Source organism: Microbacterium sp. MMO-56, assembly GCF_037146215.1.
GTDB lineage: Bacteria > Actinomycetota > Actinomycetes > Actinomycetales > Microbacteriaceae > Microbacterium.
This window is the reverse complement of the sequence record NZ_JBBCVW010000031.1, coordinates 1-13,076: the sequence shown is the minus strand read 5'-3', so window position 1 is coordinate 13,076 and position 13,076 is coordinate 1. Positions and strand designations below refer to the sequence as shown.

General features: G+C 70.0%; 9 protein-coding genes. 3 read left to right on the top strand and 6 right to left on the bottom strand.

Translation table 11 applies throughout. The features are described 5' to 3' along the window. Nucleotides 1-621 precede the first annotated feature (621 nt). Both WFI00_RS17350 and WFI00_RS17345 read left to right on the top strand, forming a co-directional pair. Entirely contained in the window at nucleotides 622-1,944 is a 1,323-nt protein-coding gene (locus tag WFI00_RS17350) for an HNH endonuclease signature motif containing protein (RefSeq protein WP_336633532.1), read from the top strand. 125 nt (nucleotides 1,945-2,069) lie between these two features. Beyond that, complete coding sequence (locus WFI00_RS17345) at nucleotides 2,070-4,082, top strand: heavy metal translocating P-type ATPase (RefSeq protein WP_336633531.1); 2,013 nt, start codon at nucleotides 2,070-2,072, stop codon at nucleotides 4,080-4,082. 36 nt (nucleotides 4,083-4,118) lie between these two features. Here WFI00_RS17345 and WFI00_RS17340 read toward each other — a convergent pair whose 3' ends face one another. The 5 genes from WFI00_RS17340 to WFI00_RS17320 all read right to left on the bottom strand — a co-directional run bounded on the left by WFI00_RS17340 (nucleotide 4,119) and on the right by WFI00_RS17320 (nucleotide 10,195). Then, nucleotides 4,119-5,603, bottom strand: a complete 1,485-nt coding sequence (locus WFI00_RS17340) for a glycoside hydrolase family 32 protein (protein WP_336633530.1) — start codon at nucleotides 5,601-5,603, stop codon at nucleotides 4,119-4,121. A 38-nt stretch (nucleotides 5,604-5,641) separates the two neighbouring features. Then, nucleotides 5,642-6,589: a carbohydrate ABC transporter permease gene (locus tag WFI00_RS17335; protein WP_336633529.1), complete on the bottom strand. Its 948-nt coding sequence runs from the start codon at nucleotides 6,587-6,589 to the stop codon at nucleotides 5,642-5,644. Continuing rightward, entirely contained in the window at nucleotides 6,586-7,578 is a 993-nt protein-coding gene (locus WFI00_RS17330; RefSeq protein ID WP_336633528.1) for a carbohydrate ABC transporter permease, read from the bottom strand. The genes WFI00_RS17335 and WFI00_RS17330 overlap by 4 nt, the downstream gene beginning before the upstream one ends. 87 nt (nucleotides 7,579-7,665) lie before the next feature. Beyond that, complete coding sequence (locus WFI00_RS17325; RefSeq protein WP_230403938.1) at nucleotides 7,666-8,991, bottom strand: ABC transporter substrate-binding protein; 1,326 nt, start codon at nucleotides 8,989-8,991, stop codon at nucleotides 7,666-7,668. A gap of 172 nt (nucleotides 8,992-9,163) precedes the next feature. Next, complete coding sequence (locus WFI00_RS17320; RefSeq protein ID WP_336633527.1) at nucleotides 9,164-10,195, bottom strand: LacI family DNA-binding transcriptional regulator; 1,032 nt, start codon at nucleotides 10,193-10,195, stop codon at nucleotides 9,164-9,166. Between the two features lie 110 nt (nucleotides 10,196-10,305). Here WFI00_RS17320 and WFI00_RS17315 point away from each other — a divergent pair, with 110 nt between their 5' ends. Continuing rightward, complete coding sequence (locus tag WFI00_RS17315) at nucleotides 10,306-12,441, top strand: alpha-galactosidase (RefSeq protein ID WP_336633526.1); 2,136 nt, start codon at nucleotides 10,306-10,308, stop codon at nucleotides 12,439-12,441. On the opposite strand, the gene WFI00_RS17310 is transcribed toward WFI00_RS17315, so the two are convergent. Then, complete coding sequence (locus WFI00_RS17310; RefSeq protein WP_336633525.1) at nucleotides 12,438-12,965, bottom strand: glycoside hydrolase family 2 protein; 528 nt, start codon at nucleotides 12,963-12,965, stop codon at nucleotides 12,438-12,440. The genes WFI00_RS17315 and WFI00_RS17310 overlap by 4 nt on opposite strands. Nucleotides 12,966-13,076: the final 111 nt, after the last annotated feature.

The following is a 13,076-nucleotide window of genomic DNA, read 5'->3' as shown; positions in this document are numbered from 1 at the left end:
CCCGCCGGATCGCCCGCGGCTTCACCAACTACGACAACTACCGGCTCCGCATGCTCCTGATCGCCGGCGGACTTGACCCCCTCACCCCCACCTAGAATGCGCAGAGCCGCTAATTCTCTGTCGAGCAGCTGCACCCGCTTCTCGTGCGTGGATCGCGAGATTGCGTCGTAACGGCCGACTATTCCGGCACCCGGGCCATTGCAATCCTCTGTGTGTGTGTGGGGGCGTGGCGATACATACCCGCCGCCCTCTTCTCGGGCCGCCGTTGCTGCGGAGCGGCGGGATCCCTACTGACCTAATGTCGGTCTATCGCGCGCGGTTGAACGCGGAACACGACTTCGAGGATGCCCCTGGCCACGTACGCCGGGACCCTTCCTGTTGCGTCATCGACATATAGGGCTTCTGATCTGGTCTTTTCCTCGCTCGATTATCTGAAGTAGCCTCAGAATGAGCTCTCCCGGCATAGCTGCGGAGTCGCGTGTTTCTCGGTCCAACCTAGGCGCTTCCGTGGGCGCTCCTGTCCAATCAGGCTCTGGAAACGACATCCACTGAAATCCCATCGGTCGCGACCGTCGGCGAAGCCCGACCCCGATGTCGGACCCCCTTCGTACTATCGAAAGTATGAACGATACTTCGGCGGGGTTCGGCAGCGACGGCGATGTCGCCGTGCTGGCGCAGATCGTCGCGGGAGTAGAGAGTGTGGATGCCACGCTCCGCCAGGCCGAGGTCTCTCAGCTGCGGTGGTTTGCGCGGGCGGGGCAGCTGGCCGAGGGGCAGGCTGCGGGCGCGACGCAGTCTGTGAAGGCGCACGAGATGGCGCTGCGGTCGATCGCGGCTGAGCTGAGCGGCATCCTGCGCGCGTCCGATCGCACGGTGCAGCGGCGCATCGATGAGGCGCGCACCGTGGTCGAGGACTACCCCGCAACGCTCACCGCGTGGGAAGACGGCCGCATCACCCGCGGGCACGTGCGGGTCATCGTCGACGCCGGGTGCGTCGTGCCCGCCGAGGCGCGCGAGCGGTTCGAGGCCGAAGCGATCGCGCGATGCGAGAAAGACACCCCGAACCGGGTGAAAGCGGGGCTCGAGATCCTCGCGGAACGGTTCGCCGAACGCTCCTTCACCGACCGGCACCGCGACGCCGCCAGGAGCCGCTGCGTGCGCGTCATCCCGGGTCGCGACGGCATGAGCGACGTGATCGCGACGGTTCCGACCGTCATCGCCGACGGCATCTTCGACCGCCTCACCCAGCAAGCCCAGATCATCGTCGACGCGCGCGAGCGCGGCGACGACGACACCCGCCGGATCGACGAAGTGCGCGCCGACGTGTTCGCCGACTTGCTGCTGGCCGGTGCCCCCGCCCTCGACCCCACCGCCACCGGCGATGCGCCCGGGCCGCTCGGTGCGATCCGCGCGCAGGTGCAGGTGATCGTCCCCGCCCTCACCCTCCTCGGCGACGACGACGGCCCCGCCGACCTCGTCGGCCGCTCCCCGATCGACGCCGACACCGCCCGCCTGCTCGCCACGCACGCTCCCTCGTGGGCGAGAGTGCTCACCGACCCGGTCGAAGGCACCGTGCTCGCCGTCGACCGGTACCGCACCCCCTGGCCGCAACGCCGCTACCTGCGCGCCCGCGACCAGCACTGCCGATTCCCCGGCTGCCGCCAGGCCGCGATCCGCTCCGAGATCGACCACACCATCGACGCCGCCCTCGGCGGCCCGACGGCCCTCTGGAACCTCGCCCACCTGTGCCAGCGACATCACTCGATGAAGCAATTCACCCGCTGGAAAGTCGTCCAACTCGCCGCCGGAGTGTTGGTGTGGACCTCCCCCACCGGGCGCGTCTACCGCGAAGACGCTCCCGCGCCGCCCGTGTCGTTCCAGCCCGCACCGCTCGCCGCCGCGCACGGCGCCCACAGTTCCACGACCGACCCGCCACCGTTCTGACCCTCGCCCTCGCCCCGACCACGCTCGCGCCCCCGCCGATGCGCCGCCCCGCGGCATCCATCGCACCGCGCGCGAAACGCCGATACGCTCGCCGCACAGCGGGAATGCGAAGCGGAGGTTCGGCGATGAGTGAACGAACGGATGCGACCGGCACGAGCGACGGCGCGGCCGAGACCACCACCACACCGCCCACTCCCAGCCGCCCGCGCCCCACCCTGCGCGAGCTGATGCGCCGCTACCCGTGGGTCGCGGCGACCATCACTGTCGCGATCGTCGGACTCGCTCTGCAACTGATCCCGGACATCGGTGGCACCCTCACCGCCTGGCTCGTCAGCCTCTACTGCCTGACCGTCGCCGCGGTGCAGGCCTGGGGAATGATCCGCGAACTGATGTCGGGCGCCGTGGGCCTCGACATCCTCGCCATCACGGCCATCGTCAGCACCGTCGCCATCGGCGACTACTGGGCCTCACTCGTCGTCGTGCTCATGCTCACCGGCGGCGAAGCGCTCGAAGCCTATGCGAACGCCCGCGCCCGCAGCGAAGTCAGCGCACTGCTCGACCGCACCCCGCGCACCGCGCACCGCGTGACACCCGCCGACGCCGGCGGCTCCGACACCGTCACCGAGATCGACGTGAACGACGTGAACGTCGGCGACCTGCTGCTCGTCGGCCCGGGCGAAACCGTGCCCGTCGACGGCACCCTCGCCGACGACGAGGCCGAGCTCGACGAGTCGTCCCTCACTGGCGAGAGCCTGCCGGTCAGCCATGTACGTGGTTCGGCCGTGCTGTCGGGCTCGGTCGCCGGCGACCGCCCGATCCACGTGCAGGCGACGGCGCGTGCCGCCGACAGCCAATACCAGCAGATCGTCGCACTCGTGCAGTCGGCCTCCGACAGCAAAGCCCCGGTCGTGCGGCTCGCCGACCGCTACTCGATCCAGTTCACCATCGTCGCGTTCCTCATCGCGGGCATCGCCTGGTGGGTCTCGAAAGACCCCACCCGCTTCGCGGAGGTGCTCGTCGTAGCAACGCCCTGCCCCCTGCTGATCGCAGCGCCGGTCGCCTTCATCGGCGGCATGAGCCGCGCCGCCCACGAGAACATCGTCGTCAAAAGCGGCGGCACCCTCGAACAGCTCGCGCAGATCACCTCCGTCGCCTTCGACAAGACCGGCACCCTCACCTACGGCCGACCCGAGGTCGACCACGTCGAGGCATCCGCAGCCTTCAGCGAAAGCGACATCGTGCGCTACGCCGCCTCGGCCGAGCAGTCGTCGCCGCACGTGCTGGCCCGCGCGATCACCGCGCACGCGGGCACCGCCGACCTGCTGCCCGCGAGCGACGTCGAAGAGTCGTCGGGCAACGGCGTCACCGCCACCGTCGACGGCCACCGCGTGCAGGTCGGCAAGCAGTCGTGGATCGTGACGGATGCCCCCGCCCCCGACATCTCCGCGCTCGAGCCCGGCCAGATGGCGGTCTACGTCGCCGTCGACAGCGCCCCCGCCGGCCGCATCGTGCTCACCGACCACGTGCGCGACAACGCCGCCGACACCCTGCAGCGCCTGCGCGACCTCGGCATCGACCACACCGTCATGCTCACCGGCGACGCGCAGGCGACCGCCGAGCACATCGCCGCTCCCCTCGGCATCACCCACGTCGAGGCGAACCTGCTGCCCGCAGACAAGGTGCGCGCCGTCTCGGCGATCACCGACCGCCCCGTCATGATGGTCGGCGACGGCGTCAACGACGCCCCGGTGCTCGCCGCCGCCGACGTGGGCGTCGCGATGGGCGCGAAGGGCTCGACCGCCGCCAGCCAGTCGGCCGACGTCGTCATCATGGTCGACGACCTCGGGCGCGTGCCGACCTCGATCACCATCGCGCGCCGCACCGTGCACATCGCCCTGCAGAGCATCGGCATCGGCATCTCACTCAGCATCATCCTCATGCTCATCGCCGCATTCGGCGTGATCCCCGCCATCATCGGCGCCGCCCTGCAAGAAGCCGTCGACCTCGTCTCGATCCTCAACAGCTTGCGCGCCGCCCGCGCGCCGCGCGGCAAGGAACAGAACAAGACCCGCGCCGCGAGCACCACCGGGGCCGCCGCCGGCACCGGCACTGACGCGACCGATCGGCAGCACGCCTGAGCGCGAACACCGACGCGCGCACGCGCCCGCCGCAGGTCAGCTCCCCGAACCCCCGAGCCCTGCGCCCCTGAGCCCAGAATCCCCGAGCTCCGCGACTCCCAGCCGCACGGCACCGGTCGTCGTGAGATGCAGGCCGGGCGCCGGCGGCAGCGACGTCAGCGCGGTCACCGCGACGAGCCCTTCACCCGCGAAGACCTCGACCGACCCGTTGTCGACGACGATCGTGACCCGCTGCACCGCCCCCGCGGGCAGCGCCGCGCGCTGCACCCCCTGCGCGTCGGACACGTCCTCGAACACGGCCCGCCGCCGATCGACGCGCACGAAACGCTCCGCGCCGCTGACCGTCACGACGACGCAGCGCTCCGCGTCACCGAGCCGCACCTCGGCCGTCGCGGCGCCGTCGACCTCGAGGTCGATACGCGCCGCCTCCGGCAGCACATCGTCGACCGAACCACCGGCCGGAACGCCTTCGAGCACGCCATCTTCCCGCCCGAGCACCGGCGTCGAGACGAGCCGCGCACGCCCGTCGACGCAGCGCAGCGCGAGCCGCCGCGCCGTGGTCATCGCGCCACGCCACGGCGAGGTGGGCACGCGCTTCGCATAGTCCCAGTTGCTCATCCACGCGATGAGCGTGCGCTGCCCGGTCGGCAGCCCGGCGAACGTCACCCCCGCGTAGCAGTCGGGACCGAGGTCGACCCAGTCGAGACCGTCGAGCTCAGCGGCATCCGCGGCGACGCACGGGTGCGCCACATCGGGAACGAACCGGATGCCGTCGAACTCCCCCACGACGTACTGCGTGGCCGATCCCCCGGCGACACCACCCGGGTAGAGCGACACCAGCAGCACCCACCGCACGCCCGCACCCGAACCCGCACCGCTGACGTACGGGAGCGGGAAGAGATCCGGACACTCCCAGACCCCGCCGACGGCGCCGGCCGGTCCGTAGTCCGAGAGGTAGGTCCACGAGAGCAGGTCGTCGGAGCGGTAGAACAGCACCCGCCGCTCGGCCGCCTCGACGGCGACCATCACCCAGTACGCGTCGTCCGCGCCCGCGTAGCGGAACACCTTCGGGTCTCGAAAGTCGGCCGAGCCGCGGTCGAGCACCGGGTTGCTCGCGTACTTCTCCCACGTGTACCCGCCGTCGAGACTCACCGCGAGCGACTGCGCCTGCAGGCCGTCACTCCGCGCCGACGTGTACACCGCGACGAGCGGCGGGTGCTCGGCGGTTCCGAGGCCACTCGTGTTGCCGGCATCCGACACCATCGACCCCGAGAACACCTGCTCGTGCTCATCGAAGAGCAGTGCGACCGGATGCTCCCGCCACGACACCAGGTCGGCGCTCGTCGCATGCCCCCAGCTCATGTTGCCGTGATCGGCGCCGAGCGGGTTGAACTGAAAGTAGAGGTGGTAGAGCCCGTCGTGAAAGATCAGCCCGTTCGGGTCGTTCATCCAGTTCGCCTGCGGCGTGAAGTGGATGCGGGGGCGCGCCGCCGCCGGGTCGGCCTCGGCGGCGGCGCGCATTCCTGACTCCTGACCGACAGGCATCCGTCTGGGGTCGGTTACTTGACCGACCCGGCGGTGAGCCCGCGCACGAAGAACCGCTGCAGCGAGAAGAACAGCACGAGCGGCACCACGAGCGTGATGAACGATCCCGCCGCGACCCGCTGCCAGCCCTGGCCGTACTGACCGAGCAGCGTGTACAGCCCCTGGGTCAGCACCGCGTTCGGGCCCGACTGGATGAAGATATAGGCCACCAAGAAGTCGTTCCACACCCACAGGAACTGGAAGATCGCGAACGACGCGAGCGCGGGCACCGACATCGGCACCACGAGCCGCCAGAAGATCTGGAAGTGGCTCGCCCCGTCGACGCGCGCCGCCTCGATGAGCGAGTTCGGCAGCGTCGACATGTAGTTGCGCAGAATGTAGATCGCGAGCGGCAACGCGAACGTCGAGTGCACGATCCACGCCGCCGGGTACTGCCCGATGATCTGGATGCCCGTGGTGTTGCCGAACCAGACGAACAGCTGCAGCACGGGGATGATCGCGAGTTGGATCGGCACCACCATCAGGCCGAGCACGACGGCGAAGTAGATCTCTTTGCCGCGGAACTGGAAGAACGTGAACGCGTAGGCGGCCATCGCGGCGACCATGATCGGCAGCACGGTCGCGGGGATCGTGACGGCGAGCGAGTTCCAGAACGACGTGCTGACGTTCAGCGACTCCCACGCCTCGCTGAAGTTGTTGAGCGTCCAGTTCTGGCCGAACAGGTTCGTGAACACCGTCCACCAGCCGCTCGAGTCGACGTCGGCCTTGTCGCGCACGCTCGTGACCAGCAGCCCGACGAGCGGGAACAGCCACGCCACCGCGATGACGCCCATGATGATCGTGATGAGCACCCGCGGCTTCGACCGTTCGCCGTCGACCGCCTTGCGGCGACGCTGCGGGGTGGGGGTGACGATGGCGAGCTTGCCGTCTTCACCGAGGACGGGGGTGGGGATGGCGGTCATCGCAGTTCCTCCTGCGCCTTGTAGCTGCGGATCTGGTAGACGATCAGGGGCACGACGGCGATCATCAGCACGATGACGACCGCGGCGGCCTTGCCCGGGTTCTGGAAGCTGAACAGCTGGTTGTAGAACTCCACCGCCAGCACGCTCGTGTTGTACTGCCCGCCGGTCATGGCGTAGATGATGTCGAAGATCTTCATCACGAAGATCACGATCGTCACGAGCACGGCGAGGATGGTGCCGCGGATCTGCGGCACGATCACCGAGAAGAACAGCTTGCGCTCGCTCGCACCGTCGAGCCGGCCCGCCTCGATCGTCTCTTCGGGAACGCCCTTCACGGCCGCCGAGAGCAGCACCATCGCGAAGCCGACCTGCAGCCAGATCGCGATCGCCATGATGAGAAAGCTGTTGAGGCGTCCGGTGTCGACGGTCATCCACGGCACCGGGTCTGCGCCGCCGGCCGTCCAGATCGCGTTGAGCAGACCCGTCTGCGGCAGGCCGGGAGCCTTGTAGTCGTAGATGAAGCGCCACGTGACCGCGGCGGCGACGCCCGAGATGGCCATCGGCACGAAGATCATCGCCTTGTAGGCCGTCTCGCGCTTCTTGCCGAGTCGGTCGGTGAGCACCGCGACGACCAGACCGATGATGACGGATGCCGCGGGCACCACGATCACCCAGAGCACGTTGTTGAGCAGAACGCCGAGGAAGCCTTGGCTCGTGAACAGGTCGATGTAGTTCTGCAGTCCGACGAACTCCGCGCCTTCGCCGCGGCGCTGGCTCGCACGCATGAAGCTCTCGATGAACGTGCGGATGGCGGGGTAGAGCAGGAAGATCGCGACCAACACGATCACCGGGGCGAGGAAGACGTACGGCAGCAGCCGGGCCTTCCACTTGTCGCGGGTGCGCTCGACCACCCAGTTGAGGAGCCAGAAGATGAGGAAGGAGATTCCGAGGCCGAGGACCACGGACACCACTGCGCTGATGATCGCCATCTGATGCCGCCTGACGTCGTTGTGAGGATGAGGGGGGTGGGTGCGACCGCCGGGGTTCGGGTCCCCCGCGGTCGCACCCGGGGTCGCCTAGTTGTTGGCGGGCCAGGAAGCGTCGATCGCCTTGAAGGCGTCTTCCATGGTCGTCTGTCCGGCGAACCAGCTGGTCAGCTGCGTCCACTCCGTACCGGCGCCGACTTCACCCGGCATCTGGTCGGAGGCGTCGAAGCCGAACACGGTCGCGTTCTTCAGCAGCTCCTGCGAGTTCTTCTGGAACTCGGTCGTGTACGAGCTCGCGTCGAACGTGTTGTGCGGCGAGAGGAAGATCGACTGGCTGGCGTAGCCGTTGGTGCCGAAGTCCTTGCTCGTGATGTACTCGACGACCTTCTTCGTGGCATCCGTCTTCGAGAACGCGCCGACCAGGTCGCCGCCGCCGAGCATGGCGTTGTCGGTGCCGGCGGGCGAGGGGAGCTGGAAGAAGTTCACGTTCGACAGGTCACCCTTGGCCACCTCGGCCTTGATGTTGTCGGGGAAGAAGTCGGCGATGAACGAGCCCTGGCGCATCATGAAGCACTGGCCGTTGGCCTTGCCGTCGACGAACAGCTGGTTGCCGGCCGTCTGGAACGACGTGGTCGCCGCGGCGGGGCCGCCGCCGTTGACCTGACCCTCGGCGAGCAGCTCGGTGGCCACCTTGTCGCCGGCCTTCTTGACCAGGTCGCTGTCGAACTTCACGTCACCGGTGATCCACTTGTTGTACTCGTCGAGGCCGCCGTAACGCAGCACGTACTCTTCGAGCCAGTCGGTCGCCGGCCAGCCCGTCGCGGCACCCGACTCGAGGCCGACGCACCACGGCGAACCGAGGCCTTCGTCGACGACCTTCTTCTCGAGCGCCGTCATCTCGGCGTCGGTGGTCGGCACGGTGAGCCCGGCCTTCGCGAACGCGGCCGGGTTGTACCAGACGAGCGACTTGACGTTGATCGAGTAGGGCAGACCGTACGTCTTGCCGTCGATCTGCGCGATCGTGCCGAGGCCGTTGGCCTCGTCGGAGGTGATGCCGGCCACGTCGATGCCGAGGTCTTCGAGCGGGTACAGCTGGTTGACCTGGCTCTTCAGCACGCCCGGCTGCGGGTAGATCGCGATGTCGGGCGGGTTGCCGGCGGTGGCCCGGGCGACGACCGCGGTCTGGAAGTCGGTGTTCCCGTCGTAGGTGACCTTGATGCCGCTCGTCTTCGACCACTCGTCGAGGTCGGCCTGGAACGCCTTGGCCTGCGCGTCGGTGAACGCGCCCATGATGGTGACGGTCTGGTCGCCGCCGCTGCTGTCTGTGCTCGAGCCGCCCGAGGCGCCCGAACATCCTGCCAACGCGATCGCGCCCACGGCGATCACGCTCAGGCCGATAAACCTGTGTCGAAGCATCTTCACTTCCGTTCTCTCGTGGGAGTCGATCTCCCAAAACGTTTTGCAAGCCCGACCGTACTCCGGCGGCGCGACATGCGCAAAAGGTTTTGGGTAACGAAATAGTAACGAACGTTACGGGCGGTCGGACGTGCGATTTCTCACGGGCGCCGGCACTCGGCGCTCGCGGCGCTCAGCGCGGAGGAGCCACCGATTCGCGCTCGACGAGCGTGCCCCGCAGCAGCCGGTGCGGGTGCGGCACCTCGTCGCCGTCGAGCATCGCGAGCACCGTCTCGACGCCCCAGCGGCCCATCTCGTAGTGCGGCAGCGCGACCGTCGTGAGCCCCGGCAGCAGCGAGGCAGCCACGGGCTCGAAGTCGTCGACGCCGACGACCGAGAGCTCCTCGGGCACACGGATGCCTCCGCGCACCGCGACCTGGTACACCCCCATCGCCATGGGGTCGTTGAAGGCGAACACGCCGGTCGCCGCGGCAGCCGGCCCCTGGGTCATCTCGGCGAACGCGGCGCGCCCGGCGCGGGCATCGGCGGGCTCGGGCACCGTCACGATGCGCGGAACCTGACCGGCGGCCTGCATCGCCGCGGAGTACCCGGCGATGCGTCCGTCGCGCGCGCTGCCCGGCTCGGAGATCGTCAGGTGCGCGATCTCGGTGTGGCCGGCGCGCAGCAGCGTCTCGGTCGCGAGGCGCCCGATCTGCACCTCGTCGGGCACGGCCGAGGGCATGTTCCCCTCGGGGTCGGAGGTGTCGAGCAGCGCCGTCGGCACGCGCCCGAGCTGGGGCGGAAGGCTCGTCGCCTCTTGGTGGAACATGCGCGCATAGACGATGCCGTCGACCTGCGCCGACATGAGCGCCGTGAGCTGATCGAGCTCGATCGCGGCATCGCGGTTCGAGTTCACCACCACCAGCAACTGGTCGCGCTCGGCCGCCGCGTCTTGGCCGCCGAGCACCACGCGCGTCGCGAACGGCGTCGTGGCGATGTCGTCGGAGACGAACCCCAAGATGTTCGAGCGGCGCGTGCGCAGGCTGCTCGCGAGCCGGTTGGGCGCGTAGCCCAGGTCTTCGGCGACCTGCAGAATGCGCGCGCGCGTCTTCTGCGCGACCTGGCCGCGCCCGCTGAACGCGTGCGAGACCGTGGTGATCGAGACGCCCGCGGCGCGCGCGACGTCTTCGATGCCGACCGCGCGGTCGTTGCGTCGAGACGACATGGCACCCCATTCTTCTTCGGCCACACCTCAGGCTAGTGGGGCGCAGCGTGCGGGCGGCGACGCGGCATCCATCAGCCATTCCGCGAGCCAAAACGTTTTGTTATGCTCGCATGGATCTTTCAGGAAAGGAAGGCGCCGTGGCCTGCATCCACCTCCGAGACGGCGGAACGAGCGTCGTCGTCGACATCGCAGGAGACCGCCCGGTGATCGTGCACTGGGGCGCCGACCTCGGCGACGCGGGCGCCGACGAGCTGAACGGACTGGCCCTCGCCTCACGCCCACAACGGGTGTCGGGCGGCCTCGACGAGACCGCCCGCCGGTCGCTCCTGGCCACGCCCGCCGAGGGCTGGCTCGCGACCCCGGCGATCGAAGGCCACCGCGACGGGCGGCACACGAGCCTGCTGCTGACGCTGCAGAACGTCACCGCGGATGCCACGACCGCCGCGCTCTCGTACGCCGACGCCGAGGCCGGGCTGGGGGTCGGCGTCGAGCTCGAGGTGGGCGTGGGCGGGCTCCTCCGCCAACGGATGACCGTGCGCAACGAGCACGCCGGGGTCTTCACGCTGCAGTCGGCCCTGCTCGCCTTCCCCGTTCCGTGGGAGGCGACCGAGCTGCTCGATTCGACCGGGCACCACCTGCGCGAGCGCGCGCCGCAACGCCATGCCTTCACGAGCGGGTCGCACGTGCGCGAGAGCCGGCGCGGGCGCCCCGGCGCCGATGCGACGCTGCTGCTGGCTGCCGGATCTCCCGGATTCGGCTTCGAGTCGGGCACGGTGCACGGCGTGCACGTCGCCTGGAGCGGCAACCATCGCGTCATCGCCGAGCGTGCGGTCACGGGCGAAGCGCACTTGCTCGCGGGCGAGCTGCTGCTCGCCGGCGAAGGGCGCCTGGCGCCCGGCGGCGACTACGTCTCACCCTGGGTGTACGGCTCGTGGGGCGACGGACTCGACGCGCTCGCACACCGCTTTCACACGCAGTGGCGCGCACGACCCGAGCACCCGTCCCGGCCGCGCCCGATCACGCTCAACACGTGGGAGGCGGTCTACTTCGACCACGACCTGCCGACGCTGCTGACCCTCGCCGACCGGGCCGCCGAGGTGGGTGTCGAGCGCTTCGTGCTCGACGACGGCTGGTTCCTCGGGCGCCGCGACGACACCGCCGGCCTCGGCGACTGGGTCGTCGACCCCGACGTGTGGCCGGACGGCCTGCACCCGCTCGCCGACCACGTGCGCGCCCGCGGCATGGAGTTCGGCCTGTGGGTCGAGCCCGAGATGGTCAACCCCGACAGCGAGCTGGCCCGCAGGCATCCGGACTGGATCCTGCGCGGCCGCGCGACGCTGCCGCCCTCAGCGCGCACGCAGCAGGTGCTCGACCTCGCCCACCCCGACGCCTACGCGTACATCAAGGAGCGGCTCTTCGCGCTCCTCGCCGAGTACCCGATCGCGTACCTCAAGTGGGACCACAACCGCGACCTCGTCGACGCGGGCGACGGCCCCGGCGGCCGCGCGCTCGTGCGCGAGAACACCCTCGCGCTCTACCGCCTGCTCGGTGAGCTCAAAGCCGCGCACCCGGGGCTCGAGATCGAGTCGTGCGCGTCGGGCGGCGCGCGCGTCGACCTCGGCATCCTCTCGCTCACCGACCGCATCTGGACGAGCGACTGCCTCGACCCGACCGAACGGCTCGGCAACCAGCGCTACACGGGGCTCGTCGTGCCGCCCGAGATGATGGGCATGCACCTCACTTCGCCCCACGTGCACTCGACGCACCGCACCGTCGACCTCGACTTCGCCGCCGCCGTCGCCCTGTTCGGGCATTTCGGCATCGAGTGGGACCTCACGACCGCCGACGCGGCGACCCTCGCCCGGGTCTCTGCCGCCGTCTCGTTCGCGAAGTCTGTGCGCGAGCTCGTCGCCTCGGGCCGCACGGTCAACGCCGACGGCACCGAACCGGGCATCGACGTGCGCGGCATGGTCGCCGCCGACGGGGCCCGCGGCGTCTACACGATCGCGCAGACCGCCTCGACCGCCGCCCTGCCGCCGGGCCGTGTGCGCCTGCCCGGGCTCGACCCCGACCGCACCTACCGGGTGCGCATCGTGGGCGGCGCGCCCGAGCTGCCCGGCCAGTCGCCGCTCGAATGGGCCGAGCACGGCATCACCCTCACCGGGCGGATGGCGGGCACGGCGGGCCTGCGCCCACCCGTGCAGTACCCCGAGCGCGCCGTCGTCGTCACCGCCGACGCGGTCTAGACGAGCTGCCGGGCGCTCCGCAGCACCCGCGGGTCGGCGAGCGCCGCGGCATCCGTCTCGGCCACGCCGCTCACGTGCACGACCGCCTGCTCGCCCGGCAGCAGGGTGAGCAGGCCGGTCGAGGCCACGGCGCCGGGCGCCACCTTGTCGACGAGCAGCGTCACGTCGCGCGCGAACGCACGAGCGGTCAGCGTCACATCGACGCCGCCGGGCGCCGCCGTCACCGCCACCTCGAGGTCGGGCTCGGGCAGCGCACTGTCGCGGGGCTCGGCGAAATACCAGAACCCGCGCGTCTCACCGAGCGTGGCGACGAGCAGTTCGGCGGCGGGGGTGGATGCCGAGACCACCGCACCCGGCACCGGCACGGTCTGCACGCCGCGGCCGGGCACCGCGACCTCGATCGTCGCCTCGGCGTGCACGGCGCCGTCGAACCCGATGCGGCGGAGGGCGAGCGGGCCCGCCCACGCGGCATCCGTGTCGTTGACCACCGCGACCACCAGCCCTCCGCCGGGCGCGGGCTGCACGGGGCTCTGCGCATTCTGGGTGGGGTGAGGCGCTCGGGCGTGGCGTGACGGGGTGAGGTGGGTCGAGGCCCGGAGGATCGGTAGCGACCAAGCAACCTGTTCGTCCGGAGA